A 25,818-nucleotide genomic window follows, 5' to 3' on the forward strand; every position below is an offset into this window, starting at 1 on the left:
ATGACCACCGCACCCAACTGGGACCCTCGGCAGTATCTGCGCCACGCCGGCCACCGCACCCGCCCCTTCCGCGACCTCCTCGCCCGCGTCCCCGACCTGCCCACCGGGCCCGACCGCCCGCCCCGCATCGCCGACCTGGGCTGCGGCCCCGGCAACGTCACCGTCCTGCTCTTCGACCGCTGGCCCGACGCCCACGTCACCGGCCTGGACAACTCCGCCGAGATGCTCGCCGAGGCCCAGCCCCTCGCGGGCCCCACCACCGGCGGCGGCCGCCTCGACTTCCGCTCCGCCGACGTACGGAACTGGGCACCGGACGAGCCCTACGACCTGATCGTCTCCAACGCCGCCCTCCAGTGGGTCCCCGGCCATGCCGACTCCTTCGGCACCTGGCTGGCCGGACTGCGCCCCGGCGGCACCCTCGCCTTCCAGCTCCCCGGCAACTTCACCGCCCCCAGCCACACCCTGCTGCGCGACCTGTGCGGCTCGCCCGAGTGGCGCGACCGCCTCGCCGACCGCCTCCGCGACCCCGCCGCCTCCCTGGACCCGACCGACTACCTGGAGCGCCTGGCCGCCCTCGGCTGCGAGGTCGACGCCTGGGAAACCACCTATGTGCAGGTCCTGACCGGCCCCGACCCCGTCCTCGACTGGACCAAGGGCACCGCCCTGCGCCCGGTCCTGACCGCCCTCGCCGACGACCCGCCCGCCCGCGACCGCTTCCTGACCGCCTACGCCGCCCTCCTCCGCGACGCCTACCCCTCCGGCCCCCACGGCACGGCCTTCCCCTTCCGCCGCGTCTTCGTCGTGGCCCGCACGCCGCAGGGCTGATCACGTCTTCCGGGTGCCCCTTGGCGCCGAGCGGCTGATTCACTCCATCGGATGATCGGTTCGGGGTTTGCCGTGCTGGGCCTGCGTGGACGCATAGCGTCACGGTGTCGCTTGTGCCGCAGTGGCGCCGGCGCCCAGACTGATGGAGGAGGTGCTTCACGATGACCGCTCTCGCGCACGAGCCGTGCCCCGCCGTGGATGAAGGCATGTCCTCGGCCGCCGGACATGAGGCCGTGGCCCTGGACGAGGTGCTGTGGCAGGCGTGGAAGGCCATGGAACTCCCCGAGGGCTACCGGGCCGAGATCATCGAGGAGTTCATCGAGGTGTCGCCCACCGGCCGTCGCCGTCATACCGTGGTCATCAACCGCCTCCGCCGGGCCGTCGAAGCCCATCTCGAGGACGGCGACCATGCCGCGTACCAGGACGGCAATCTCATCTATCGCCGCAAGGTGTGGATCCCCGACCTCTTCATCGCCCCCGAGGACCTGGACGAGATCCCTGACGAAGAAGACCTCGGAGTGGACGCGACCGGGGTCCAGGCCGTCTTCGAGGTGGTCTCGCCCGGTCACGAGGCCCGCTCCCGCGACAGGGAGCGCAAGCGCCGGGCCTACGCCCGCGCGGGCATCCCGCTCTACGTCCTGATCGACGACTTCGACGGCGACGGCACGGTCGTCATCCTCACGGCACCCGACCCCGGCAAGGCCGTCTACACCGACGAGCACCGTGTGCCCTACGGCACCGACGCCGTCATCCCCGACGGCCCGGCGAAGGGGTTCGTCATCGGGGACGCGATCGTCAGGCAGTGACGGTCAGGCGCGCCCCGGTGCGGGCCGACTCCTGGATGCGGTCCAGGAGGCGGTGGCGGCGGGCCGCGTGGGCGAAGTCCGGGGTGAGCCGGGTGCCCGTGGTGAGGTCCTCCAGCAGCTGGGCGTAGGCGTAGGCGACGTTGTACGCGGTCTCGGTCGAGCGTCCGGCGAACTTCGGGAGCCGCTCGTACGAAGCGGGGACGGGCAGTTCGGCCAGCCCGGTGCCGGATCCACGGCCGCCGTGGAGGGTGATCCGGTCCATCCACACGGCGGGGGAGTCGCCCTTGACCACCAGATCGCCCTCGGTGCCGTTGATCTCCCAGTGGAAGTCGGTGGCCCGGGAGTGGCCGCCCCGGAAGTGCAGGGCGGCGATCGCGCCCGACTCCAGGGTCCCGGTGACCGCGATCTGGTCCTCGGCCGTCATGGTCGCGACCCGGCCGGTCGTCTCGTGGGTCACCTGGGGCCGAAGGGTCGCCGTGGTCGCGGAGACGTCGGTGAACTCGCCCAGCACCATGGCCAGTGCGTCCGCGGTATGGCCGAACGGGATGGTCAGCAGCGTCGCGCCCTTGGCCCGGTCCAGCAGATAGTCGCCGCCCTCGCGGAACGTCGCGCCCCAGTTCCGGCCCGAGCTCACCATCGTGGTGGACAGCACCCGGCCCACATAGCCGTCGGCGACCAGGTCGCGCAGATAGCGCAGCGGCGGGGCGGAACGGGCCTGGAGACCCACCGCAGTGCGGACCCCCTTGGCCTCGGCGAGCGCCGCCAGCTCCTCGGCCTGGGCCAGGTCGGTGCCCAGCGGCCATTCGCTGAAGACCGGCTTCCCCGCCTCCAGGGCGGGCAGGATCAGCTCACGGTGGTGCGGCACCTTCACCGTCACCACCACCAGGTCGACCTCCTCGGACCGGGCGAGCTCCCCGGCGCTGCCGAAGGTCAGCGGAACACCGTACTTCTCCCCGGCCGCGCGGGCCGACTCCGCGCTGCTGGCGCTGAGCGCCCGCAGCTCATAGCCGTCCAGTCCGGCCAGCGCGGGCACATGGGCACGGGCGGCCCAGCCGCCGCCCGCGCTCAGGCCGACGATGCCGACGCGGACGGGGGTACGGGGATCGGAAGCCGATGAGGGCATGACGGAGCTCCTTCATGGGAACGCACGGGAACGTGCAGCCAGGGCCCCCAAGTTAGCCGACTGTTCGCCTTTCGTCGAACATTCCATCCCTCGGCGAGCTGATGGCGGGTGCGCAGGACGTGGCCGGTCAAGGTCACATGCCGGGCACGCTTTGTCGCGGAGCTCCCCTGGAGCGATAGGCCGTGAGACCGTGGACGCGTCGAACAACACAACACCGAACAACACAACGGTGGCCACGTTTCTCGGGGGAGAGCGATGAGCAGCGCGTCGGGCGGGGCGGCTCCGGGCACGGGTGGGGGCACCGCGGAGCAGAGGCAGCGCGGCATCTGGATACTGGTGGCCGCCGCCCTCGCGTTCGCCGTGCTCGTGCTGCCGCAGGTGGTCGAGGGGGACGACAAGACCTCCTTCGCGGGCAGCTTCGTCCCGTCCGGCGGAGCTTCGAGCCCGCCCAGCCCCGGCGGGCTTCCCGGCCGGGCCCCCACCGGGCTGCCCAGCGCCTCGCTGCCCGGGTACGGCTCCGGCGGCTCCGGCAGCTCCGGGGGCAGTGGGGGCGGCGGAGGGTCGGCCGAGACCCAGGCGCCCGCCTCGCCCACCGTGGCGCCGGATCCCACCGCCGAGGCGTACCAGGCGGTGAGCCCCGGGGACTGCCTGGCCGTGTACGACACCGGGTACGGCGACTACAACACCCAGATGCCCGCCCCGGTCGACTGCGGTGCCGGAAAGGCGTTCATGTGGGTGAGCGCGGTGCGGAGCAGCGGCGGGGCCTGTCCGCAGGGGCCGGGGCAGAACTACATGGCGTACACCTCGGGCGGGCGGACCACCGCCCTGTGCCTGACCCGCCAGTTCAAGGTGGGGTACTGCCTGCTGGCCGAGCAGACGGGCAGCGGACAGCAGGCGCGGATGAACGCCGGGTTGATGACCGTGGTGGACTGCGAGGCGAAGCGGGTCCCGGCCCGGTACAACCGCATCCTGCACATCACCGGCGTCTACAAGGCCCCGGCGAACGCCTCCGCGGCGAACTGCGCCCGGGTCCAGGGCGACCGTACGTACTACTGGTCATGGGTGGTGAACGACGGCCGGACCCTGCTGTGCACCATGGTGTACCAGGGCTGAGGTGGTCAGCGGGTCGCCATGTGCACCAGGCCCCCGCTCAGCGCCAGCAGCAGCAGAGCGCCCCCGGCCCCCGGGGCGGCCAGATACGGCAGCAGGGCCAGCGTGGCCAGTGCGCAGTACGCGGCGGCCACCCAGGACAGCGCCCACTGGGCCTCCTCCGGACCGTAGCGGTTGAGCCGCACGACGAGTGCGATGAACACCGCCGCCCACAGGGCGGCCCGCGGCTCACCGAAGGAGACCTTGTCGTACAGGTCCACGACGGGCTTGTACCAGTCCGTGTCGGCCAGCGAGCCGGTGAACTCGATCATGTCCTTGAGATAGCCGCGCGATGCCAGCGACGTCGCGTCCTTCAGGTCGGCACGCACCCACTCCGAGATGACCAGCATCATCAGGCCGAGCGCATGGCAGACGCCCGGCCCCACGGCCACCGCCTTCCGGCGCGCCTCGGACCGTCCCCCCGTGCTCATGTCCCGCTGTCCCCCTCGCCCTCCCCGTGAACCCCCATCATCCCCGCAAGGAGGACGCGGGGGCCAGCCCCGGGACGCGGGGCCGGGCACGGGAGGTCAGGACTTGCGGTGGCCTATCAGCCGCGGCTTCTGCTCCAGCCCGTCCAGACCGTGCCAGGCCAGATTCACCAGATGCGCCGCCACCTCGGCCTTCTTCGGCTTGCGGACGTCCAGCCACCACTGGCCCGTCAGCGCCACCATGCCCACCAGGGCCTGGGCGTACAGCGGGGCCAGCTTGGCGTCGAAGCCGCGGGCCTTGAACTCCAGGCCCAGGATGTCCTCCACCTGGGTGGCGATATCGCTGATCAGCGAGGCGAAGGTGCCCGTCGACTGGGCGACGGGGGAGTCACGGACCAGGATGCGGAACCCGTCCGTGTACTCCTCGATGTAGTCCAGAAGGGCGAAGGTGGCCTGCTCGCACAGCTCCCGCGGATGGCCCGCGGTCAGGGACGTGGTCACCATGTCCAGCATCCGCCGCATCTCACGGTCCACCACGACCGCGTACAGCCCTTCCTTGCCGCCGAAGTGCTCGTACACCACCGGCTTGGAGACCCCGGCCTTCGCCGCGATCTCCTCCACCGACGTGCCCTCGAAGCCACGCTCGGCGAAGAGCGTGCGACCGATGTCCAGCAGCTGCTCCCGGCGCTCCTTGCCGGTCATCCGGACCCGGCGGGGCCGCCGGGTCCCGGTTCCGGAGGGCCGGCCGGCCCGGCCGGGCCGATCCTTGTCACCGCTGGTACTACTGTCGGTCGCCACGTCGCCTATCATGCCGCTCCGGCGGATTCCTCTTGACGGCGGGCTTCGATACGGGCCTGGCTCGGCCACCGGACGTCATACGCCCAGCCCGCCTTCTCGAACCAGCGGATGAGCCGGGCGCTGGAGTCCAGCTGCCCCTTCATCACCCCGTGCCGGGCACAGGTCGGGTCCGCGTGGTGCAGGTTGTGCCAGGACTCGCCGCACGAGAGCACCGCCAGCCACCACACATTGCCCGAGCGGTCACGCGACTTGAACGGGCGCTTGCCCACCGCATGGCAGATCGAGTTGATCGACCAGGTCACATGGTGCAGCAAGGCCACCCGGACGAGGGACCCCCAGAAGAAGGCGGTGACCGCGCCCTGCCAGGACCAGGTCACCAGCCCGCCGATCAGCGCGGGCAGCAGCAGCGAGGCCACCGTCCACAGCACGAACTGCCGGGAGATCGCCCGGATGGCGCCGTCCTTGATCAGATCCGGTGCGTACTTGTGCTGCGGCGTCTGCTCCTCGTCGAACATCCATGCGATGTGGGCCCACCACAACCCCTTGAGCAGGGCCGGCACGGTCTCGCCGTACCGCCACGGGGAATGCGGGTCGCCCTCCGCGTCGGAGAACTTGTGATGCTTGCGGTGATCGGCCACCCAGCGGACCAGCGGCCCCTCCACCGCCAGCGACCCCGCGATCGCCAGCGCGATCCGCAGCGGCCGCTTCGCCTTGAACGAGCCATGGGTGAAATAGCGGTGGAAACCGATCGTGATGCCGTGGCAGCCGATGAAGTACATCGCCACCAGCAGCGCCAGATCCAGCCAGCTGACCCCCCAGCCCCAGGCCAGGGGAATCGCCGCCACCAGTGCGACGAAGGGGACGGTGATGAACAGCAGAAGCGTGATCTGCTCGATCGAGCGCTTGCTGTCCCCGCCGAGCGTGGCGGACGGAATCGGGGCCTCTGGGGCCTTCGGCGTGTCATTGACCACGTCGGGGCTTGCAGTCATGGGATCCCTCGTGGGCTCGGTGACATGGCTACGGTTCCGTAACCTACGGCGAAGTAAGTATGGCAGGGCCGCGAAGCCGGGCAATAGGGCTCTGGTTTTACCCAGGGTCGTGCCGCCTATCCTGGAGGACGTCGGACAGCGCGGTCCGCACATGGCCGAAAGCACCGGGTCAGCGGCCCGCGGCACCCGCCGCGCGGGCCCTGATGCCGCGCTTCGAACCCCGTTCACTGCAAGGAGCCCGCACCTGTGAGCAGTGCCGACCACACCAACGCAGCCCTGCGTGCCGACATCCGCCGTCTGGGTGATCTGCTCGGCGAGACCCTCGTCCGCCAGGAGGGACCCGACCTCCTCGAACTCGTCGAGCGTGTCCGAGCCCTCACCCGCAGCGACGGCGAGGCCGCGGCCGAGCTGCTCGGCACCACCGACCTCCAGACCGCCGCCAAGCTGGTACGCGCCTTCTCCACCTACTTCCACCTGGCGAACGTCACCGAACAGGTGCACCGCGGCCGCGAGCTCCGCGCCCGCCGCGCCGCCGAGGGCGGCATCCTCGCCCGCACCGCCGACCAGCTCAAGGACGCCGACCCCGAGCACCTCCGGCAGACCGTCGCCCACCTCAACGTCCGCCCCGTCTTCACCGCCCACCCCACCGAGGCCGCCCGCCGCACCGTCCTCACCAAGCTCCGCCGCATCGCCGAACTGCTCGACACCCTCGCCGTCGGCGGCGAAGCCCGCCGCGCCGACCTGCGACTCGCCGAGAACATCGACCTGCTCTGGCAGACCGACGAGCTGCGCGTCGCCCGCCCCGAACCCGCCGACGAGGCCCGCAACGCCATCTACTACCTCGACGAACTGCACGCGGGCGCCGTCGGCGACGTCCTCGAGGACCTCGCCGCGGAACTGGAACGCGTCGGCGTCGAACTGCCCGCCACCACCCGCCCCCTCACCTTCGGCACCTGGATCGGCGGCGACCGCGACGGCAACCCCAACGTCACCCCCGAGGTGACCCGCGACGTCCTGATCCTCCAGCACGAGCACGGCATCACCGACGCCCTCGAGATCATCGACGATCTGCGCGCCGCCCTCTCCAGCTCCATCCGCAACACCGACGCCTCCGAGGAACTCCTCGCCTCCCTCCAGCGCGACCTCGAACTCCTCCCCGAGATCAGCCCCCGCTACAAGCGGCTCAACGCCGAGGAGCCCTATCGGCTCAAGGCCACCTGCATGCGGCAGAAGCTCGTCAACACCCGCGAACGGCTCGCCGCCGACACCCCCCACCAGCCCGGCCGCGACTACCTCGGCTCCGCCGAACTCCTCGCCGACCTCCACCTCATCCAGGACTCCCTGCGCGCCCACCGCGGCCGGCTCATCGCCGACGGCCGCCTCGAACGCGCCATCCGCACCCTCGCCACCTTCGGCCTCCAGCTCGCCACCATGGACGTCCGCGAACACGCCGACGCCCACCACCACGCCCTCGGCCAGCTCTTCGACCGGCTCGGCGAGGAATCCTGGCGCTACGCCGACATGCCGCGCGACTACCGCCGCAAGCTCCTCGCCAAGGAACTGCGCTCCCGGCGCCCCCTCGCCCCCACCCCGGCCCCCCTCGACGCCGCCGGCACCAAGACCCTCGGCGTCTTCCACACCATCCGCGAATCCTTCGACCGCTTCGGCCCCGACATCGTCGAGTCCTACATCATCTCCATGTGCCAGGGCTCCGACGACGTCTTCGCCGCCGCCGTCCTCGCCCGCGAGGCCGGACTCATCGACCTCCACGCCGGCTGGGCCAAGATCGGCATCGTCCCGCTGCTGGAAACCACCGAAGAGCTCAAGATCGCCGACAAGCTCCTCGACGAGATGCTCGCCGACCCCTCCTACCGCAGGCTCGTCGCCCTCCGCGGCGACGTCCAGGAGGTCATGCTCGGCTACTCCGACTCCTCCAAGTTCGGCGGCATCACCACCTCCCAGTGGGAAATCCACCGCGCCCAGCGGCTGCTGCGCGACGTCGCCCACCGGCACGGCGTACGACTGCGGCTCTTCCACGGCCGCGGCGGCACCGTCGGCCGCGGCGGCGGCCCCACCCACGACGCCATCCTCGCCCAGCCCTGGGGCACCCTCGAAGGCGAAATCAAGGTCACCGAACAGGGCGAGGTCATCTCCGACAAGTACCTCGTGCCCTCCCTCGCCCGCGAAAACCTGGAACTCACCGTCGCGGCCACCCTCCAGGCATCCGCCCTGCACACCGCGCCCCGCCAGTCCGACGAGGCGCTCGCCCGCTGGGACGCGGCCATGGAAACCGTCTCCGACGCCGCCCACAACGCCTACCGCGCCCTCGTCGACGACCCCGACCTGCCCGCGTACTTCTTCGCCTCCACGCCGGTGGACCAGCTCGCCGAACTCCACCTCGGCTCCCGGCCCTCCCGCCGCCCCGACTCCGGCGCCGGCCTCGACGGACTGCGGGCCATCCCCTGGGTGTTCGGCTGGACCCAGTCCCGCCAGATCGTCCCCGGCTGGTTCGGCGTCGGCTCCGGCCTCAAGGCCGCCCGCGAAGCCGGACTCGACGAAGTCCTCGACGAAATGCACCAGCACTGGCACTTCTTCCGCAACTTCCTGTCCAACGTCGAGATGACACTCGCCAAGACCGACCTGCGGATCGCCCGGCACTACGTCGACACACTGGTGCCCGACGAGCTCAAGCACGTCTTCGACGTCATCCGACAGGAGCACGAACTGACGGTACGAGAGGTCCTGCGCATCACCGGCGAACAGGAACTCCTCGACTCCAACCCGGTGCTGAAGCAGACCTTCCACGTCCGGGACGCCTACCTCGACCCGATCTCCTACCTCCAGGTCACCCTGCTCCACCGCCAGCGCACCGCACGCGAACGCGGCGAAGAGCCCGACCCGCTGCTCGCCCGCGCACTCCTCCTCACGGTCAACGGCGTCGCCGCGGGCCTGCGCAACACGGGCTGACCCCGGCGCGACACAGGGCCCCGCTCCTTGTGGGAGCGGGGCCCCTGCGTGTGGGTGCTCGGTTCGTCCTGCGGTGGCCGCGCCCCCGCACCCCCGATGGGCAGCAGGCTCCGCCGCTGCCCGTGCCCGGGCCCGTCCGTTCCGAGACGGGGCAGCTCGCTTCGGGCGAGCCGTACTCGGGGCGGTACGCCGGGTCCACTCGTCCCGCGGGGCGCGGCCACCGCTGGATCTCGGCGCGCGCCGAACTGGCCCTCCCGGAAGCCGGGAGCGCGCGGCGCGCTCACGCGGGCACGCCGATCCGTGCGCATGCCCCGCCTGTCCCCGCCGCGACGGCGCGCACCCCACGGCCGCGTCCGGTGGTGCCGAACCGCCCGCGCCACGCGACCGGTCCCCCACGACGGCGGGACGGCGCTGGAGGAGAGGTGGACCCGGGCCGCGGGGGCGGCGGGCCACCGCTACAGCGTCAACGTGGCGAAGGACGCGCCCAACAGCGCCGCGCCCAGCAGGCCCATCGTCCAGCCCGTGCGGCGCAGGCCGAGGCCGCCCGCGACGATCAGGGAGGCCAGCAGGAGCGAGCCGCCGAAGGGGACCCAGGCGTGGAGAACGCCGGCGGCGCCGGTGCGGACGGCGTGATCCGTACCCGGCTTGAGGGCCACCGGCACCCGGTCACCCGTCCCGTCCGTCACCGCCTCGTCGATCCGCACCCGGCCATGGGCCTCACCGCCCGCGCGGGCCGGGGTGAAGGAACCGGTGCACCAGTCCTCGCCGCAGTCGGAGACCGTGACCGTGCCGCGCTCCAGCCCCTTGGTGAGCATCGTCGGCTTCGCGTCGCCCCAGGAAGACCACACCCCGGCGACCAGGACCAGCAGCGCGACCAGCGTCATCGCCGCGTTCTTCGCCAGCAACAGAAGCCCGTACGCGCTCTCGCCCGCCCGCCGCACACGGCTGCGCTTGGTCACACCGGTAAAAGCCATGGCGGCGATCCTTGCCATCCCCCGGCTCCCGGTCAACCGTTCGGCGAATAAACGGGCGAACGACGTTTTTCAGGAGTTGTAGGTCCCCTGCGCGCGCTCCAGCCCCTCCACGATGAGCGTCTCCACCGCGTCCGCCGCACGGTCCACGAAATAGTCCAACTCCTTGCGCTCCGCAGCGGAGAAGTCCTTCAACACGAACGCCGCGACATCCATCCGGCCCGGCGGCCGACCGATACCGAAACGCACCCGGCAGTAATCCGCCCCCAGCGATTTGGTGATCGACTTCAGCCCGTTGTGGCCATTGTCACCCCCGCCGACCTTCAACCGCAGCGCGCCGTAATCGATGTCCAATTCGTCATGGACGGCCACCACATGACCCACCGGCACCTTGTAGAAGTCCCGCAGCGCGGTGACCGGACCACCCGACAGGTTCATGAACGACATCGGCTTGGCCACGACCACCCGGCGGCTCGCCAACCCCGGCGGACCCACCCGGCCCTCGACGACCTGGGCCCGCGCCTTGTGCGCCTTGAAACGAGCACCCATGCGCTCGGCCAGCAGATCGGCCACCATGAAGCCGACGTTATGGCGGTTGCCCGCGTACTCGCCTCCGGGGTTGCCGAGGCCCACCACAAGCCAGGGGCCCGTGTCGTCCGTCATCTGGAAGTCTCTCCTTGAGGACGGCCGCCGCCCCGCACCCCAAGGGGCGGGACGGCGGCCGGAGAAGCGGAAAGGGAGCAGCCGCAGATTACGCCTCGGCGCCCTCGGCCTCACCCTCGGCGCCCTCGGCCGGGGCCTCGGCCTGGGCGGCGACCACCTGCAGCACGGCCACGTCCTCCTCGACGGCCAGCGAGGTACCGGCCGGGAGGGTGATGTCCTTGGCGTGGATGGTGGCACCCGCGTCCAGGCCCGCGATGGAGACGGTGACCGACTCCGGGATGTGGGTCGCCTCGGTCTCGACCGGCAGGGCGTTCAGCAGGTGCTCGAGCAGGTTGCCGCCCGGCGCCAGGTCGCCCTCGGTGAGGACCGGCACCTCGACGGTGACCTTCTCGCCCTTCTTCACCAGCAGCAGGTCGATGTGCTCCAGCACACCGATCTTGATCGGGTGACGCTGCACCGCCTTCGGGATGACCAGCTCGTCCTTGCCGCCCTCGACATCCAGACGGATCAGCACGTTCGGGGTCTTCAGCGCCATCAGCAGGTCATGCGCCGGAAGCGTGACGTGCAGCGGCTCCACGCCGTGGCCGTAGACCACGCCGGGAACACGGTCGGCCGCACGGGCACGACGGGCCGCACCCTTGCCGAACTCGGTACGGGGCTGAGCGGGAATCTTGACCTCGGCCACGGGGCACTCCTCGTAGATCGTTCACGGTGTGTGGGCGTCACCCGGCCCACGACAGACCTGCTACGAAGAGCGCGTCGATAACGGACAGCCGCGGATCAAAGCGGCCTCCCTCGCCGAGCAACCCCACAATTCTACCAACGGCTGAGGCCACCCCCTCACGGGAGTGGCCTCAGAACAGTCCGCAGGACGTGAAAGACGTTAAGCCGCTCACGCGTGCTCCTCGAACAGGCTGGTCACCGAGCCGTCCTCGAAGACCTCCTGCACCGCACGCGCGATCGTCGGGGCCATCGACAGCACCGTCACCTTGTCCAACTCCACCTCACTCGGAGTCGGCAGAGTGTTGGTGAACACGAACTCACTGACCTTGGAATTCTTCAGCCGGTCCGCCGCAGGACCCGACAGCACACCATGGGTGGCCGTCACGATCACGTCCTCGGCACCGTTCGCGAACAGCGCGTCCGCCGCCGCACAGATCGTGCCACCCGTGTCGATCATGTCGTCGACCAGCACACACACCCGGCCCCGCACATCACCGACCACCTCATGGACCGTGACCTGATTGGCCACATCCGGGTCCCGCCGCTTGTGCACGATCGCCAGCGGCGCACCCAGCCGGTCACACCAGCGGTCCGCGACCCGCACCCGGCCGGCATCCGGCGACACCACGGTGAGCTTCGACCTGTCGACCTTGGCACCCACATAGTCCGCCAGCACCGGCAGCGCGAAAAGGTGATCCACCGGACCGTCGAAAAAGCCCTGAATCTGGTCGGTGTGCAGATCAACCGTGAGAATCCGGTCGGCACCCGCCGTCTTGAGCATATCGGCGATCAGCCGGGCCGAGATGGGCTCACGGCCACGGTGCTTCTTGTCCTGCCGGGCATAGCCGTAGAACGGCACGATCACCGTGATCGAACGCGCGGAAGCCCGCTTCAGCGCATCGATCATGATCAGCTGCTCCATGATCCACTTATTGATCGGAGCCGTGTGGCTCTGGATCAAAAAGCAGTCGGCACCGCGCGCGGACTCCTGGAAACGGACGTAGATCTCACCGTTCGCGAAGTCGAATGCCTTGGTCGGGACCAAGCTGACGCCCAGCTCATGGGCGACCTCCTCGGCCAGCTCGGGGTGGGCGCGGCCGGAGAAGAGCATCAACTTCTTCTCGCCGGTCGTCTTGATCCCGGTCACAACAAGTCTCCTTGGATGTCACTTTGGTGCACTTCTCACCGTACGCCCCGCACGGCGCACCCGTGCACATGTCACTGCTGGCCGTCGTCCTCCCGACGAGCGGCCTCGGCGGCCTGCGCCGCGGCGCTTCCGGGGCGCTTGCGGGCGACCCAGCCCTCGATGTTCCGCTGCTGCCCACGTGCGACAGCCAGCGAGCCCGGGGGCACATCCTTGGTGATGACCGATCCAGCGGCGGTGTAAGCACCGTCCCCGATCGTGACGGGAGCCACAAGCATATTGTCGGCCCCGGTCCGGCAATGGCTGCCGATGGTGGTGTGGTGCTTGTTCACGCCGTCGTAGTTCACGAAGACACTCGCGGCGCCGATATTGGTGTACTCACCGATCGTCGCGTCGCCCACATACGACAGATGCGGCACCTTGGTGCCCTCACCGATCGTGGCGTTCTTCATCTCCACATACGTCCCCGCCTTGGCCTTCGCCCCCAGCCGGGTCCCGGGACGCAGATACGCGTACGGCCCCACATTCGCCCCCGCGCCGATCTCCGCACCCTCCGCGACGGTGAACGCGGCAACCGCGCCCCGGCCGACCGTGGTGTCGGTGAGCCGCGAATGCGGCCCCACCTCGGCGTCCGCGGCGACATGGGTCGCCCCCAGCAACTGGGTACCGGGGTGGACCAGCGCGTCCGGCTCAAAGGTGACCGTCACATCGACCCAGGTCGTGGCCGGATCCACCACGGTCACCCCGCTGAGCATCGCCCGCTCCAGCAGCCGGTCGTTCAGCAGCCGACGAGCCTCCGCCAGCTGCACCCGGTTGTTGATCCCGACGATCTCACGGTGATCGGCCGCCACGGAGGCGCCCACCCGGTGCCCGGCCTCGCGCAGAATGCCGAGCACATCGGTGAGGTACTCCTCACCCTGGCTGTTGTCGGTCCGCACCTTGCCGAGCGCGTCGGTGAGCAGCTGGGCGTCGAAGGCGAAGACCCCGGAGTTGATCTCACGGATCGCACGCTGCGCGTCGGTCGCGTCCTTGTGCTCCACGATCGCGGTGACCGCACCGGTCGCGCCGTCCCGCACGATCCGGCCGTAACCAGTGGCATCGGGCACCTCGGCGGTCAGCACCGTCACGGCGTTCCCGTCGCCGGAGTGCACCGCGGCGAGCTGCTGGAGGGTCTCGCCGGTCAGCAACGGCGTGTCGCCACAGACGACGATCACGGTGCCGTCCAGGGCGACCCCGCTCCCGGACAGCTCCTCCAGCCCCATCCGGACGGCGTGCCCGGTGCCGTTCTGCTCATGCTGGACGGCGGTGCGCACCTCGGCGTCGATCTCGGCCAGATGTGCGGAGACCTGCTCCCGGGCGTGGCCGACCACGACCACGAGATGCTCGGGCGAAAGCTCACGGGAGGCGGCGACGACATGCCCGACGAGGGAGCGGCCGCAGAGGGCGTGCAGAACCTTCGGGGTTGCCGATTTCATGCGGGTGCCCTCACCCGCTGCGAGGACGACGACGGCTGCCGGGCGGTTGGCGCTCACGGGTGTGCCCTTCGGCTTCGGGGGTGGACACCCGCAGGATACCGAGAGGTTTCCGGGCGGAAAGGAAGGAGGGTCCCGAGCCGGACGGTCAGGACCCGAACTTAGAGCTCCCCTGCCAGGACTCGAACCTGGAACAAAGCATTCAAAGTGCCACGTGTTGCCCATTACACCACAGGGGATGGCAAAAGGTGCCAAATCGGACAACCTGCTAGATCGTCGACCTGGCCCCCACCACTATGCCGTACCACCAGCCTTCAATGCGACGGTATAGGTCGGCCCCTTTGAGGACGCGGACCACGAAGCACCCCCGGTAGTGCTCGCCGACGTTCTTCCGGACGGTCTTGGGGTTGTGCTTCTTCAGGGTGGTTTTCTCAAGGGTGTCGACGTCCACCCCGACCAGGTCCGCCCAATACTGTTCCGCGTCGGCTACCTGGGCGGATTCGTGGATCATTACGCGATAGCGGATGCGGTCCGGCTCGACCCCGAGCAGGCTGAGCCATGCGAGATAGGTCTGGATCATGCCGGGGTCACTGTTGATGAAGACGACCGCTTCGCTGTGGCGGTGCGGCTTGCTCTTCGATCCCTCGGACCAGTACAGCCCCACCCCCACCAGGAAGAGTTCCCGGTCCGTCATCGCGCCGATCTCCCGCGCTGCCGCGAACTTCGTCTGCTGCCGCTCGATCTCCCGCCGCCGCAGCGTCGCCTCCCACCTCCGCTTCGCGATCGCCGACGCCTCCTCGCGGGTGCGGGGTGGCCGGTCCGGTTTCGGTAGGTCGCGGACCCAGAGGGAGATGGAGCTCTTGGAGCAGCCCAGTTCCAGTTGGATCCTGTCGTAGGTCATGCCTTGCAGCCGCATTTCGCGCGCCCTGGACCGCAGGTCGTCCTTGGCGTTGGGGCGCTTGGTCCAGTCGGGTGGTGGTTCGCCTTCCAGGAGGCGGTTCAGGAGGTCGTTGTTGCTCACCTTCAGCCGGTCGCGGATCTGTCTGCGGCTCAGCCCCTCCCTCCGTAACGCGATCGCCCGTGCTCTCAGCTCTTCGAAGGTGGCCGACCCGTCGAACAGGCCGCCCATGCTGTCGCCGTCGCGGCGCCGTGGTTCGCTCATGACCACAGGGTGGTTCGCCGTCCGGACACGTCGGGTCGAAAACGTGGGCGATTCATTCGTTCGAGTTAAATGGGTGGCTTTGCCTGGTGTTCGAGTCCCTTGTGCGCCGTCGTGTCCCCAGGAAATGCGCTGGCGCCCGGCCGTAGGCTGGGCGCCATGAGTTCGTCGGGGGAAGAGGCGGCGGGCGCGCGTGGCGCGCCTGTGGGGCCGTTGTGGTGGGGGCGTCGGCGGAGCCTGGGGCTGGATGTCCTGCTCGCCGTGGCGTCGGCGGCGGAGTGTGCGGCGGAGGGTGTTGGATTCGCCCATGATGCCGGGATTCCGGTCGTCGTCGGGGTGCTGATCGGGCTGGTCGTCGGGGCCACGCTGGTGTTGCGGCGGCGCTGGCCGATCGCCGTCGTGCTGGTGTCGATCGCGGTCACGCCGGCCGAGATGGGTGTGCTGCTGGCCGTCGTGGGGCTCTACACGCTCGCTTCGTCCGAGGTGCCGCGCCGGATCACGGCGGTGCTGGCCGGGATGGCGGGGGTGGGGAATTTCCTCGTCACGATCATCGGCTTCCGGCGGGGTGCTGAGAGCAGTGGGCTGGGGACCTCCGTGTGGGAGGCCCCGATGTTCGCCATGCTGCTCACTTTGGGGCTGACCGGCCCGCCCGTGCTGCTGGGGCTGTATGTCCGGGCGCGGCGGCGGCTGGTGGAGAGTCTGCGGGAGCGGGCGGACGGTCTGGAGCGTGAGCTGTCGTTGCTCGCGGAGCGGGCGGAGGAGCGGGCGGAGTGGGCGCGTAACGAGGAGCGGACCCGGATCGCGCGGGAGATGCATGACGTGGTGGCGCACCGGGTGAGTCTGATGGTGGTGCACGCGGCGGCGTTGCAGGCGGTGGCGCTCAAGGATCCGGAGAAGGCGTCGAAGAACGCGGCGCTGGTGGGGGATATGGGGCGGCAGGCGTTGACGGAGTTGCGGCAGATGCTGGGGGTGTTGCGGTCGGAGGACGGTCTGCGGGCGCCGGCCGCGGGGGGTGGTGCGGCCGCTGTCGCTTCCGGGGCCTCGGCTGTGTCCCCGGCCGGGCCGTCGGCCGGGGGTTCGGGGGCCGGGGGTTCGGGGTCAGGGGGCTCGGGGTCCGAGGGTTCGGGGGCCGGTGTCGCCGGGTCTTCCGCCGAGGAGAAGCCGCTGGCGTCGGTGGCGGCGGCCGCCGCGGAGGCCGCGGCGGTGGCTGGGGCGGCCGCGTGGGGTGCGGAGGTGCTCGGGGGGCCGCGGCTGGCGGAGCTGGAGGCGTTGGTGGGGCAGTCCCGGGCGGCCGGGATGGCCGTGGAGCTGTCGGTGGAGGGTGAGGTGCGGCGGTATGCGGCTTCGGTGGAGCAGACCGCCTACCGGGTGGTCCAGGAGGCGTTGACCAATGTGCACAAGCACGCTCCGGGCGCGAGTGCGCGGGTGCGGGTGGCGCACCGTGTGGCCGAGGTCGCGGTTCTGGTGGAGAACGGTCCGTCGGAGCGTGGTGCGGCGGACGCGGGGCTGCCCAGTGGGGGGAATGGGCTGGTCGGGATGCGGGAGCGGGTTTCGACGCTGGGCGGGGGCTTTGTGTCGGGGGCCACGGAGGCGGGTGGCTTCCGCGTCTCGGCGGTCATCCCGGATCGTACGGAGGGCGCGGAGCGTACGGATCGTACGGAGGGCGCGGACCGTGCGGAGGGCGTGGATCGCGTGGGGCGTACGGGCCCGGCGGCAGAGCGCTCGGCGGACCGCGCCGCGGCCGAGGGCCGCGGCGGGGATGTGGAGCGGGCGAAGAGCGCCTAGTGCGGGTGCGGGTGTGGGCGCCGGTGCCCGGTCGGCTCAGGCGCGGGTCAGTCTGGCCGGGAGGGCGCCGGTGACGAGGGTGTTGAGGGCGGCGTCCAGGTTGGGACCGAGGTACCAGTCGCCGGTGTGGTCGAGGCTGTAGACGCGTCCTTGCGTGTCGATGGTCAGCAGTGCTTGTCCGTCGGCTTCCTCGCCCAGGGGGCAGACCTCGGTTTCCAGGGCCCGGCCCAGGTCGCCGAGGGTGCGGGCGCAGTGGAGGCCGTGCAGCGGGTCGATGCGGAAGGGGGTGGGGGCGATTTCGCGGCCGGCGCCGGGGGGCTGGATGTGCAGTCCGCCGAACTCCGCCCATGCCTCGACCGCCGCCGGGAAGACGGTGTGCCGGTGGCCCGCGGGGGAGGAGTGGGCGAGGAGGGTGTCGGCCCAGGTCTCGGCGCGTTGTATGTCCCAGCGGCCGGGCTGCCAGCCCGCTTCGCGCAGGGCGGCGTCGACGGCGACGGGGAAGCGGGTGGAGTCCATGCGGTTGACTGGTGGCCGGGTCGGCCGGGCCGGGTGCGCCTGTGCTGTGTGCGGGGCCCGTGCCGGGTGGGGTGGCTGCGGTGCTTGGCTCATGTGTGGTGCTTGTGGTGACTGTGGTGCTTGTGGTGACTGGCTCACGTGGTCTCACCCACCACCCGTACGCCGAAGTGGGCCAGCAGCGCGGTGCAGGACAGGCACGGCGGGGCGTAGCTGCCGTGCTGGGGGTCGCCCGCTTCCCGGATCCGGCGGGTGGTGAGCTTGGCCTGTTTGAGGGAGCGGCGGGCCTCACTCTGGGTGAGCGGTTTACGGGAGGCGCGCTTGGAGCGGTTGGCCTCGACGTTCGCCAGGTGCCGGGAGAGGAGGATCACCTCGGGGCAGCGTCCGGTGAATCGTTCGCGCTGGCCGCTGGCGAGGGCGTCGAGGAAGTCCTGGACCAGTGGGTGGAGCGTGGGTGGCTGGTCGGCCTTGCCTCCGGTGCAGGTCAGCGTCTCGCCGCGGACGGACAGCGCGGCCGCGACGGCGGGCAGGATACCGTCGCGGCGGTGGCGGAGCGGCGGCGGGCCGGCGTCGGGGTCGACGCTGCTCCATCTCAGCCGGGGGTCGCCGGCCGTGAGGGTGGCGCCGCTGCCGCCTCCGTTGCTCTGCGTGATGTGCATGTGGTGGATCCCTCCCTGTGCAATCCCCCGGTTGCAATGATCAGACTGCCAAATCCTTTGGGCGCTGCGGTAGTCCGGGGCTGAACGACCAGGTGGAACCCGGGGCCGCGGTGGGGGTGGGCGGCCGCCCGGTTCACCTGGTTGCGTCAGCGCATAGGCTGTGCCCAGTAGCCAGCATCAGCAGGGGGCAACCGCCATGACGACAGGTCGGCTCGGGCAGCATGCCGCGCCACCGAACACGGCCTACGCCGGGCAGGTCGTGCATTTCCCGGACCCCGTCCGGGCCGCCCGACACCCCAAGGGCGTCCGGATGGACGAAAACGGCTTCCCGGACTTTTCGCCGTATGCGCGCGCGGCCGCCGAAATCGCCGAGCCTCCGGAGGGGTTCGGCGTGGACGAGCTTCGGCTGACGGACTACGTCTCGGCGAACGCGGCGCTGCACGCCGCCGGCCACGAGCTGTGGAACGGGTCGTCGTCGGTGGCCACCCCGCACGGCTGGACCTGGCACCATGTGGCCGGCACCCGCCGCCTGGAGCTGATTCCGGTCGAGGTCAAGGCGTTGCTGCGGCATCACGCCGGGGTCGCGACGGCGCTGGTCGACCAGGAGAAGCGGGGTACGCGCCCGTTGCAGGAGACCCGGCCGATCCATATCGGTCTGCCGGTGCGGGGTATTTCGGTCACCGAGGAGCAGGTGCTCGGTGTCGAGGAGGACCTCGGTTACCGGCTGCCCGAGTCCTACCGTGCCTTTCTGAAGGCGGCGGGCGGCTGCGCGCCGGTCGGCACGGCGCTGGACCCGGAGCTGGGGCTGCTGATCGACCAGCCGTTCTTCACGGTGCGCGACGCGGCGGCGGTCAACGACCTCGTCTATATCAACAAGTGTCTGCGTGACCACTTCACCAAGGACTATCTGGGCGTCTGCTTCGTCCAGGGCGGTGTGATCGCGGTCAAGGTGAAGGGGGACGCGATCGGCTCGGTGTGGTTCTGCGCGTACGACGACGCGCGGGACCGCGACGGCTGGACGGTCCAGGAGCGGGTGGAGCGGCTGATGCTGCCGTGCGGCGAGGACTTCGACGCCTTCCTGCTCCGGCTGGCGGGCAATGCGCCGGAGCTGGAGACCGTGGCGAACCTGATGGTGGACGGCGGATTCGCGTACGCCGTCCCGGTGGAGGGGTGAGCGCGATGGTGACCTTCGCACAGGCGCAGGAGCGCGCGGAACTCTGGATCAACGGCGATGTGCCGGCCTATCAGCAGCGCGAGGCGCGGGTCCGGGAGTTCGACCTGGGCTTCGTGGTCTGGGCCGAGGACCGCCCGGACGGGCCGGTTTCGGGCCGGGGGGCCGAGGGCGCGCGGATGGTGATCGCCCGCGACAGCGGTGAGACCACGCTGTGGCCGGGGCTGCCGGTGGGTGAGGTGATCCGCCGTTACGAGGAGCGGTACGGCACGACCGACGGCACCCGTGACGAGTCCACCAGCGGGCGGCAGCAGCGCATCGACTTGAACGCGACGTCCTTCCTGCTCACTCCGCCGGAGTGGTTGCTGGAGGCGGCGGACGCGAGGAACCGGCCCGGTCAGGGGTCGGAGGCGGAGTCCGACGGGGAGGCGGCCGATGCTTCCGCGTCGGCTTCGGGCTCGTCGGCTCCCTCTGCTTCTTCTGCGGGTGTCGCTGATTCGGGCGCTCCGTCCTCCCCTTCTGTCCCTTCTGCCCCTTCTTCCCAGGGGGACGACTGGCCGTCGGCCGGTGGGGCGCAGGGCCGAGGTGGGGCCGTGGACGACTGGCCGTCCGACGGTGTCGCCCGCCCTCTCGCGGCCGACGGGCCGCAGGACGCCCCGCCCGTTCCTGGCGCTCCGTCCACGCCTGGCGCCCCGCCCGCGTCCGGTGGGGCGAGCCCGTGGGCCCCGCCCGCGCCGGACGCCGGGACGCCCGCATCGGGCAGCCCGGCCGGCGGTCCGGCCACGCCCGGCGGCGGTACGCCGTGGGCCGGGACGGACATCAAGGGCGACGATGACGACGACCGTTCGGTCGCCCCGCCCGCCACGGTCTTCGCCCCGCCGCTGGCGGGCTCCGACGACGAGGACACCCCGGCGCCGGGTGTCCGGCCCGACGCCAAGACCGAGTTGATGTCCGCGGGCAGTGCGCTGCCGCCCACGGCCATCGCCCCGTCCCTCGACTTCCCGGAGCAGCAGGGCGGGTCCGGTACCGGCACGGGGGCCGGGTCCCGCGCGGGTGACATCGCGGACGAGGCCACCCACAAGGCGGGCGGCACGACGCCTCCGCCGCCCGGTGCGCCGAGTGCGCCCGGTGCCCGGCCGGGCTCGGACCCGACGCCTCCGCCCGCGCCGTCCGGCCCCGGTGCGCCCGGTGCTCCGGCCGGGGGGTACGTACCGACACAGCTGGTCTCGCAGCTCAGCCCCGATGACGGCCCTCCTGGCCCCGCTGGCCCCCCTGGTGCGCCCGGTGCGCCGGGTGCGCCTGGTGGGCAGACGCCGCCTCCGCCGGGTGCGCCGGGCGCGCCTGCCGGTGGGGTGCATGCCGCCGCGACGATGCTCGCGGGTCCGGGTGGTGCGCCACAGCAGCAGACCCCGCCTCCGGGCGCTCCGCAGCCGCCTGGTCCTCCCGGCCCCCCTGGTGCGCCTGGTGCGCCGGGTGCTCCTGGTGGTGGGCAGGCGCCGCCTCCGCCGGGTGCGCCGGGTACGCCTGCCGGTGGGGTGCATGCCGCCGCGACGATGCTCGCGGGTCCGGGTGGACAGCCGGCGCCCGGCGCACCGGGTGCGCCCGGTGGCCCCGGCTATCCGGCCCCGTCCGGCCCGCAGCCGCCTGGCCCACCCGGTGTCCCCGGTGCGGGTGGTCCGCAGACGCCGCCGCCTCCGCCGGGTGCGGCCGCACCCCCGTATCCGGGACCCGCCGGCGCGCCGGGCGCGCCGGGTGCTCCCGGTATGCCTCCGCCCTCCGGTGCTCCCGTCCAGGGGGTCGCGCCGCCCGGGGGTATGCCCGCGCCGGGGATGGCGCCGCCGCCCGGCTACGCGTATCCGCCGCCGCCCCCGAATCAGCCGACCGTGGGGCCCGGCTATATGGCGGTGCTGCGCTACCGTGCGCCGGACGGCTCCGAGCAGCAGCTCATCCGCCGTTCGGCGCCCGGCACCCCGCATCCGGAGTGGCAGATCCTGCATGAGCTGCGGGCGATGAACGTGCCGCCGCAGCAGGTGCTGGAGCTCCACACCGAGCTGGAGTCCTGTGATCTGCCGGGTGGTTACTGCGCCCGGATGATCCGGGAGAGCTGGCCGCAGGTGCGGATCAGTCACACCGCTCCGTACGGGCGTGATCACGCCACCCGTCAGCAGGGTGTGCGTCATCTGCTGGAGCACCAGGACGAGTTGGCCCAGGTGGCGGACGGCCCGGCCCGTCCGGGGCCGAACCGGGTGCCGCTGCCGCACCCCAGTCAGGTGCAGCCGATTCCGCCGGTGCCGCCGGAGGGGCTGGCGCATGAGCTGGGCCAGGCGTTCGGGCCGCAGGGCATCTTCCGCTTCGATCAGCGCGCGGTGTCGCGGATGGGTGTTCCGGACGTGGTGGCGCAGACGCTGGTGTGGGCGGGGCTGCCGGCCGACTTCGGTCCGTTCTTCTGGGCGCAGGCCCAGCCGGGCCGCCCGGTGCCGACGCTCGCGGAGCTGGCGGCGGAGCGCGGGGTGCAGCCCGCGCCGGACGCGGGTTCGTACCTGGTCATGGGCAATGACTTCGGCCGTCAGCTGTGTGTGCAGTACGGCACGGCGAACATCGTGGCGGTGCCGTTGGAGGCGGCGCCCCAGCCGGTGCCGCCGCAGTTCGTGAACACCGGGCTGCCGGAGTTCGTGCGGTGCATGGCGCTGCTGGGCCGGATGTGGCGGCTGCGCTACGGGCTGACGCCGGAGCAGGCGGGCCGTTGGACGGTGGACTTCCAGGCGCAGCTGGCGGGTCTGGACCCGGCGGCGCTGTCCGCTCCGGACAACTGGTGGGCGGTGCTGCTGGAGCAGATGTGGGACGGCCTGCTCTGACCTGTCCGATCTGAGCCTGTCCGCTCTTGTCCGGTCTGAGCCTGCGAACGAACGGCGATTGAGGCGCCCGACCCCCGTGACGGGGGCGGGCGCCTCGTCGTTGTTGTCACCGGTGGCGGTCCCGCCCGGGGATATGGGCGGAGTGTCGCGTTATGGGGGATGAGGGCCATCTACAAAGATGAGCGCCGAAGCGCGTTGCATACCGGACAAAAGGGGTTCGAAGGATGGGCGCATCGGTGTCACCTCATGGCTTCACCATCGTCGGCGGGCGGGGTCGTGGCTACCGTCCCGCGCAGGTCGACCACTATGTGGCCGAGCTGTCCGAGGCGCGGGACGCGGCGTGGGAGCGTGCCGCGCGCCTCACCGTGCTGGCCAATGAGCTGACCGCCGAGGCGGAGCGGCTGCGCGAGGTGATCGCCCAACTGGCCCCCCAGACCTATGAGTCGCTCGGCGACCGGGCCCAGCTGATCCTGATGGCGGCCGAGGAGGAGGTCGTCTGTCTGCGGGCGGCGGCCGAGGCGTCGGCGCAGGAGGAGTGGGAGGCCGCGCAGACCGCGGCCCGTGCGGTGCGGGACGCCGCCCGTGACGAGGCCGAACAGATCCGCGAGGCCGCCGAGGCGGCGGCGCGCGTCATCGTGGAGTCGGCCCAGGTGGACGTGGACGAGTTGCGGTCCGCGTCGCGTCAGGACGCCAAGGAGTGGCGGAGCCAGGCGCTCGCGGAGCTGAAGGAGATGCATCAGCGCGTCGCCGGGATCCTGGCCGAGCAGGAGCGGGAGCACGCCGAGCGCTGGGAGGCGGCGGGCCGGGAGATGGCCGAGCGGGACAACGCGATGACGGCCCGGCTGGCCCAGTTGGAGGAGTACGCCCAGGCGACGCTCGCCGACGCCAAGCGGGAGTACGGGATGGCCGAGCAGGCCGCGCGGCTGCGGAAGGAGGACGCGCAGGCGCAGGCGGCGGAGATCATCGCGCAGGCGCGGGCCCGGGAGGAGCGTCTGGCGCGGGAGACGGAGCGGACGCTGCGTGAGCATGTGGAGCGGCGTGAGGAGCTCAGGGCGCATCTGGAACATGTGCGGGGCAGCCTGGCGGCACTGACCGGCAAGCCGGTGTCGGAGGACGCGGCGGCCACACAGCGCACCGACCCCTGAGCGCACCCGGCCTCCGCCGCCGGGTTCAGGGACCGTTCGGCGGCAAGGGCGCGGGGTCGGCTTCGGGCGTCGGGTTCACGGACCGCCCGATCTCCGGGGTGCGGCCGCCGCCCGGCTTCGGGGTCGCCTGATGTCGGGGCTACCGGCCTTGGGGCTTGGCCGCCGCCTGGTTTCGGGCTGGCCCGGCTGCAAGGGGTAGGTCGGCTTCGGGGTCGCCTGGCCGTCAGGGTTCGGCCGCCCGTCCCGTTCGGGCCCACCCGGCTTGCGGGGTTCGGCCCCGCCCGGCCTCCGGGTCGCCCGGCCTCCGTGACTTGGCCGCCCGCCCGGTTTCAGGGCCGCCCGGCGTCAAACACGCGGCTGCTGCCCGGTTTCCGGCCGCCCGGTTTCAGGGCCGCCCGGTCTTCATGGTTCGGTGTTGCCCTGTTCGGGGCGCCTGGTTTCCGGCCCACCGGCTTCCCGGGTGCGGCCGCCGCCCGGCTTCGGGTGGGGGCCGCTGCGTTTCAGGGCCCCTTGGCCTCAAACGCGCGGGCGCCGCCTCGTTTCGGGGGCACCGGCTCGGTGTTGTCAGGATTCCGGCTCGGTCTCCGCTTCCGTGCGGATCGGGAAGCGGCGCGGGGCCAGGAAGACCAGGGCCAGCAGGGCCAGTAGGGCGGCGGTCGCCGAGCCCAGGTAGACGTGGTCGACGGCGGTGTCCACGGCGCGCCGCAGGTAGTCGGCGGCCTGGTCGGTGAGGGTGCCGGGGTGTTCCAGGGCGCGGGAGATCGAGTCCAGGTCGTCGGGCAGTCCGGGCCGGATGGCGTCGGGGGCGTCGGTGAGCCGGGTGGCCAGGGCGGCGTTGGCGATGGCGCCGAAGAGGGCCGCGCCGACGCTTTGGCCGACCTGGCGGCAGAAGAGGATGGAGGCGGTGGCGGTGCCGCGTTCGGCCCATTCGACGGATGACTGCACCCCGATGATCAGCGGCAGCTGGAAGAGTCCGAGGGCGCCCCCGAGCAGCAGCATGATCAGCGCGGGCTGCCAGGCGGCGCCCGGGTAGGGGAGGAACGGGAAGGCGGCCAGGATCAGCGTGGCGGCCGTCATACCGGTGATGGCGCAGCGCCGGAAGCCGACGCGGTTGTAGACGCGGCTGCTGAGCGCGGCCGCGATCGGCCAGCTCAGCGTCATCGTGGACAGGACGAATCCGGCCGGTATCGGTCCGAGTCCCAGCACCGACTGGGCGTAGGTGGGCAGGAAGACGGTCGGGGCGATCATCAGCAGGCCGAGCGCGCCGAAGGCGAGGTTGACCGCCGAGATCGTGCGGCGGCGCCAGACCCAGCCGGGGATGATCGGTTCGGCGGCGCGCCGTTCGATCCATACGGTCGCCGCGGCGCAGACCGCGGTGGCGCCGAGCAGGGCCAGTGACGGGGCGGACAGCCAGCTCCAGGCGACTCCGCCCTGGACGAGGGCGGTCAGCAGCAGTCCGCCGCTGAGGAATACGCCCAGCGCCCCGGCCCAGTCGACCTTCGGGCGGCCGTTCCGGTGCCGTCGTGGTTCGTGCAGGTGGCGGGCGATCAGGGCGAGCGCCAGGGCGCCGACCGGCAGGTTGATGAGGAAGATCCAGCGCCAGTCGGCGTATCCGGCGAGCACTCCGCCGATCGCGGGACCGGCCACGGAGGAGAGTGCCCAGACGGAGGAGAGCCTGGCCTGGATCTTCGGGCGTTCCTTGAGCGGGTAGAGGTCGGCGGCGATGACCTGGATGGTGCCCTGGAGCGCCCCGCCGCCCAGCCCCTGGACGATCCGGGAGGCGATGAGGGTGCCCATGTTCCAGGCGCCGGCGCACAGCAGCGAGCCGATGAGGAAGACCACGATGCCCGCGAGCAGGATGGGTTTGCGGCCGAAGGTGTCGGAGAGCTTGCCGTACAGCGGCAGGGAGACGGTGACGGCGAGCAGATAGCCGGAGAAGAGCCAGGAGAAGACGGAGAAGCCGCCGAGGTCGCCGACGATCTGCGGTACGGCGGTGGAGATGATGGTCGAGTCGAGCGCGGTGAGCGCCATGCCGAGCATCAGGGCGGCGGCGACGGGGCGGCGGCCGCGGGGGGCGGGGGACTCGGGGGTCGGCTGGGGTGCGGATGGCCTGGGGTCCGCGTCCATCGGCCGTCGTGCGGTGCCGCCCACGGTGGCGCGCTCCCTTCGCCGGTCGGCGCCGGCACGTGTTCGCGATGCTGCTACGACGATGCTTGTGCGGTGCGCACGGTGCATGTGCCGCGGTGCGCACAGTGCTTGTGCGGCGCCCACAGTGCTCGTGCGGTGTGACGATATTCGTGTTGTCCGACGATCCTTGTACGACCCACGATTCCATGCCGGGCCGGGGCGGGGGAAGAACGCATCCGGGCTGCCCAGACCGCCCGTATCGGTCCTGAGGTGACGGAAGGGTCCGGGATCGGCCCTTAGGTCCGGTCAGCCTTGAGGCTTACTCCCCTAGGGGATGGCCACCCCG

The 25,818-nt window shown here is 71.5% G+C and carries 21 protein-coding genes and 1 tRNA gene; 8 read left to right on the forward strand and 14 right to left on the reverse strand.

Translation table 11 applies throughout. From position 1 onward, the window contains the following. Together PS467_RS25595 and PS467_RS25600 are read left to right on the forward strand one after the other, a co-directional pair. Nucleotides 1–825: a trans-aconitate 2-methyltransferase gene (locus PS467_RS25595; protein WP_311037207.1), complete on the forward strand. Its 825-nt coding sequence runs from the start codon at nucleotides 1–3 to the stop codon at nucleotides 823–825. 161 nt (nucleotides 826–986) lie between these two features. Further along, the gene (locus tag PS467_RS25600; RefSeq protein ID WP_311037208.1) at nucleotides 987–1,631 is read left to right on the forward strand and encodes a Uma2 family endonuclease; all 645 of its coding nucleotides are present in this window, start codon (nucleotides 987–989) and stop codon (nucleotides 1,629–1,631) included. Here PS467_RS25600 and PS467_RS25605 read toward each other — a convergent pair. Next, a complete protein-coding gene (locus PS467_RS25605) occupies nucleotides 1,621–2,754 on the reverse strand; it encodes a Gfo/Idh/MocA family protein (RefSeq protein WP_311037209.1) in 1,134 nt (377 codons plus the stop codon). The genes PS467_RS25600 and PS467_RS25605 overlap by 11 nt on opposite strands. Nucleotides 2,755–3,009: 255 nt before the next feature. On the opposite strand from PS467_RS25605, the gene PS467_RS25610 reads away from it, so the two are divergent. Continuing rightward, nucleotides 3,010–3,867, forward strand: a complete 858-nt coding sequence (locus PS467_RS25610; RefSeq protein ID WP_311037210.1) for an LppU/SCO3897 family protein — start codon at nucleotides 3,010–3,012, stop codon at nucleotides 3,865–3,867. Nucleotides 3,868–3,872: 5 nt separating this feature from the next. Here the strand turns inward: PS467_RS25610 and PS467_RS25615 are convergent, their stop codons facing one another. From PS467_RS25615 to PS467_RS25625, 3 genes are all read right to left on the reverse strand, one after another. Then, nucleotides 3,873–4,334: a hypothetical protein gene (locus PS467_RS25615; RefSeq protein WP_311037211.1), complete on the reverse strand. Its 462-nt coding sequence runs from the start codon at nucleotides 4,332–4,334 to the stop codon at nucleotides 3,873–3,875. Nucleotides 4,335–4,430: 96 nt separating this feature from the next. Beyond that, nucleotides 4,431–5,141 (reverse strand): TetR/AcrR family transcriptional regulator, encoded by a 711-nt coding sequence (locus PS467_RS25620; RefSeq protein WP_268974032.1) that lies wholly within the window; start codon nucleotides 5,139–5,141, stop codon nucleotides 4,431–4,433. Continuing rightward, complete coding sequence (locus PS467_RS25625) at nucleotides 5,138–6,118, reverse strand: acyl-CoA desaturase (protein WP_268974033.1); 981 nt, start codon at nucleotides 6,116–6,118, stop codon at nucleotides 5,138–5,140. The genes PS467_RS25620 and PS467_RS25625 overlap by 4 nt, the downstream gene beginning before the upstream one ends. A gap of 246 nt (nucleotides 6,119–6,364) precedes the next feature. On the opposite strand from PS467_RS25625, the gene ppc reads away from it, so the two are divergent. Continuing rightward, nucleotides 6,365–9,085, forward strand: a complete 2,721-nt coding sequence (gene ppc, locus PS467_RS25630; protein ID WP_311037212.1) for a phosphoenolpyruvate carboxylase — start codon at nucleotides 6,365–6,367, stop codon at nucleotides 9,083–9,085. Nucleotides 9,086–9,540: 455 nt separating this feature from the next. On the opposite strand, the gene PS467_RS25635 is transcribed toward ppc, so the two are convergent. The 7 genes from PS467_RS25635 to PS467_RS25665 all read right to left on the reverse strand — a co-directional run bounded on the left by PS467_RS25635 (nucleotide 9,541) and on the right by PS467_RS25665 (nucleotide 15,220). Further along, nucleotides 9,541–10,059, reverse strand: coding sequence for a hypothetical protein (locus PS467_RS25635; protein ID WP_268974035.1), 519 nt, complete (start codon nucleotides 10,057–10,059; stop codon nucleotides 9,541–9,543). A 69-nt stretch (nucleotides 10,060–10,128) separates the two neighbouring features. After that, nucleotides 10,129–10,719: an aminoacyl-tRNA hydrolase gene (gene pth, locus PS467_RS25640; protein ID WP_311037213.1), complete on the reverse strand. Its 591-nt coding sequence runs from the start codon at nucleotides 10,717–10,719 to the stop codon at nucleotides 10,129–10,131. An 88-nt stretch (nucleotides 10,720–10,807) separates the two neighbouring features. After that, a complete protein-coding gene (locus PS467_RS25645; RefSeq protein ID WP_311037214.1) occupies nucleotides 10,808–11,404 on the reverse strand; it encodes a 50S ribosomal protein L25/general stress protein Ctc in 597 nt (198 codons plus the stop codon). A 207-nt stretch (nucleotides 11,405–11,611) separates the two neighbouring features. Continuing rightward, nucleotides 11,612–12,589, reverse strand: a complete 978-nt coding sequence (locus PS467_RS25650) for a ribose-phosphate diphosphokinase (RefSeq protein ID WP_268974038.1) — start codon at nucleotides 12,587–12,589, stop codon at nucleotides 11,612–11,614. A 71-nt stretch (nucleotides 12,590–12,660) separates the two neighbouring features. Next, a complete protein-coding gene (gene glmU, locus PS467_RS25655) occupies nucleotides 12,661–14,118 on the reverse strand; it encodes a bifunctional UDP-N-acetylglucosamine diphosphorylase/glucosamine-1-phosphate N-acetyltransferase GlmU (protein ID WP_311037215.1) in 1,458 nt (485 codons plus the stop codon). A gap of 107 nt (nucleotides 14,119–14,225) precedes the next feature. Continuing rightward, nucleotides 14,226–14,297 (reverse strand) — tRNA-Gln (locus tag PS467_RS25660). A 29-nt stretch (nucleotides 14,298–14,326) separates the two neighbouring features. Then, nucleotides 14,327–15,220: a hypothetical protein gene (locus tag PS467_RS25665; RefSeq protein ID WP_432280628.1), complete on the reverse strand. Its 894-nt coding sequence runs from the start codon at nucleotides 15,218–15,220 to the stop codon at nucleotides 14,327–14,329. Nucleotides 15,221–15,376: 156 nt separating this feature from the next. On the opposite strand from PS467_RS25665, the gene PS467_RS25670 reads away from it, so the two are divergent. After that, nucleotides 15,377–17,002, forward strand: a complete 1,626-nt coding sequence (locus tag PS467_RS25670; protein WP_311037216.1) for a sensor histidine kinase — start codon at nucleotides 15,377–15,379, stop codon at nucleotides 17,000–17,002. 36 nt (nucleotides 17,003–17,038) lie between these two features. Here PS467_RS25670 and PS467_RS25675 read toward each other — a convergent pair whose 3' ends face one another. Continuing rightward, nucleotides 17,039–17,518 (reverse strand): SUKH-3 domain-containing protein, encoded by a 480-nt coding sequence (locus PS467_RS25675; protein WP_311039954.1) that lies wholly within the window; start codon nucleotides 17,516–17,518, stop codon nucleotides 17,039–17,041. A 134-nt stretch (nucleotides 17,519–17,652) separates the two neighbouring features. Further along, the gene (locus tag PS467_RS25680) at nucleotides 17,653–18,174 is read right to left on the reverse strand and encodes a YwqJ-related putative deaminase (protein ID WP_311037217.1); all 522 of its coding nucleotides are present in this window, start codon (nucleotides 18,172–18,174) and stop codon (nucleotides 17,653–17,655) included. Nucleotides 18,175–18,370: 196 nt separating this feature from the next. Between PS467_RS25680 and PS467_RS25685 the strand changes: the two genes are divergently transcribed. The 3 genes from PS467_RS25685 to PS467_RS25695 all read left to right on the forward strand — a co-directional run bounded on the left by PS467_RS25685 (nucleotide 18,371) and on the right by PS467_RS25695 (nucleotide 23,345). After that, on the forward strand, nucleotides 18,371–19,348 hold the full coding sequence (locus tag PS467_RS25685) for an HNH endonuclease (protein WP_268974043.1): 978 nt from the start codon (nucleotides 18,371–18,373) through the stop codon (nucleotides 19,346–19,348). Between the two features lie 5 nt (nucleotides 19,349–19,353). Next, nucleotides 19,354–22,200 (forward strand): SUKH-4 family immunity protein, encoded by a 2,847-nt coding sequence (locus tag PS467_RS25690; RefSeq protein WP_311037218.1) that lies wholly within the window; start codon nucleotides 19,354–19,356, stop codon nucleotides 22,198–22,200. A 224-nt stretch (nucleotides 22,201–22,424) separates the two neighbouring features. Then, on the forward strand, nucleotides 22,425–23,345 hold the full coding sequence (locus tag PS467_RS25695) for a coiled-coil domain-containing protein (RefSeq protein WP_311037219.1): 921 nt from the start codon (nucleotides 22,425–22,427) through the stop codon (nucleotides 23,343–23,345). A gap of 564 nt (nucleotides 23,346–23,909) precedes the next feature. On the opposite strand, the gene PS467_RS25700 is transcribed toward PS467_RS25695, so the two are convergent. Continuing rightward, nucleotides 23,910–25,472 (reverse strand): MDR family MFS transporter, encoded by a 1,563-nt coding sequence (locus tag PS467_RS25700; protein WP_311039955.1) that lies wholly within the window; start codon nucleotides 25,470–25,472, stop codon nucleotides 23,910–23,912. Between the last annotated feature and the right edge of the window lie 346 nt (nucleotides 25,473–25,818).

Origin of the sequence: Streptomyces luomodiensis (assembly GCF_031679605.1) — a bacterium.
Lineage (GTDB): Bacteria > Actinomycetota > Actinomycetes > Streptomycetales > Streptomycetaceae > Streptomyces > Streptomyces luomodiensis.

Bases quoted from the DNA above. Each gene is read 5' to 3' on its own strand.
- PS467_RS25620 (WP_268974032.1), bottom strand. From the start codon at position 5,141: ATGATAGGCGACGTGGCGACCGACAGTAGTACCAGCGGTGACAAGGAT.
- PS467_RS25635 (WP_268974035.1), bottom strand. From the start codon at position 10,059: ATGGCTTTTACCGGTGTGACCAAGCGCAGCCGTGTGCGGCGGGCGGGC.
- PS467_RS25700 (WP_311039955.1), bottom strand. From the start codon at position 25,472: ATGGACGCGGACCCCAGGCCATCCGCACCCCAGCCGACCCCCGAGTCC.
- PS467_RS25695 (WP_311037219.1), top strand. From the start codon at position 22,425: ATGGGCGCATCGGTGTCACCTCATGGCTTCACCATCGTCGGCGGGCGG.
- PS467_RS25595 (WP_311037207.1), top strand. From the start codon at position 1: ATGACCACCGCACCCAACTGGGACCCTCGGCAGTATCTGCGCCACGCC.
- PS467_RS25675 (WP_311039954.1), bottom strand. From the start codon at position 17,518: ATGGACTCCACCCGCTTCCCCGTCGCCGTCGACGCCGCCCTGCGCGAA.
- PS467_RS25690 (WP_311037218.1), top strand. From the start codon at position 19,354: ATGGTGACCTTCGCACAGGCGCAGGAGCGCGCGGAACTCTGGATCAAC.
- PS467_RS25665 (WP_432280628.1), bottom strand. From the start codon at position 15,220: ATGAGCGAACCACGGCGCCGCGACGGCGACAGCATGGGCGGCCTGTTC.
- pth (WP_311037213.1), bottom strand. From the start codon at position 10,719: ATGACGGACGACACGGGCCCCTGGCTTGTGGTGGGCCTCGGCAACCCC.
- PS467_RS25625 (WP_268974033.1), bottom strand. From the start codon at position 6,118: ATGACTGCAAGCCCCGACGTGGTCAATGACACGCCGAAGGCCCCAGAG.
- PS467_RS25605 (WP_311037209.1), bottom strand. From the start codon at position 2,754: ATGCCCTCATCGGCTTCCGATCCCCGTACCCCCGTCCGCGTCGGCATC.
- PS467_RS25670 (WP_311037216.1), top strand. From the start codon at position 15,377: ATGAGTTCGTCGGGGGAAGAGGCGGCGGGCGCGCGTGGCGCGCCTGTG.
- PS467_RS25615 (WP_311037211.1), bottom strand. From the start codon at position 4,334: ATGAGCACGGGGGGACGGTCCGAGGCGCGCCGGAAGGCGGTGGCCGTG.
- PS467_RS25600 (WP_311037208.1), top strand. From the start codon at position 987: ATGACCGCTCTCGCGCACGAGCCGTGCCCCGCCGTGGATGAAGGCATG.
- PS467_RS25610 (WP_311037210.1), top strand. From the start codon at position 3,010: ATGAGCAGCGCGTCGGGCGGGGCGGCTCCGGGCACGGGTGGGGGCACC.
- PS467_RS25685 (WP_268974043.1), top strand. From the start codon at position 18,371: ATGACGACAGGTCGGCTCGGGCAGCATGCCGCGCCACCGAACACGGCC.
- PS467_RS25680 (WP_311037217.1), bottom strand. From the start codon at position 18,174: ATGCACATCACGCAGAGCAACGGAGGCGGCAGCGGCGCCACCCTCACG.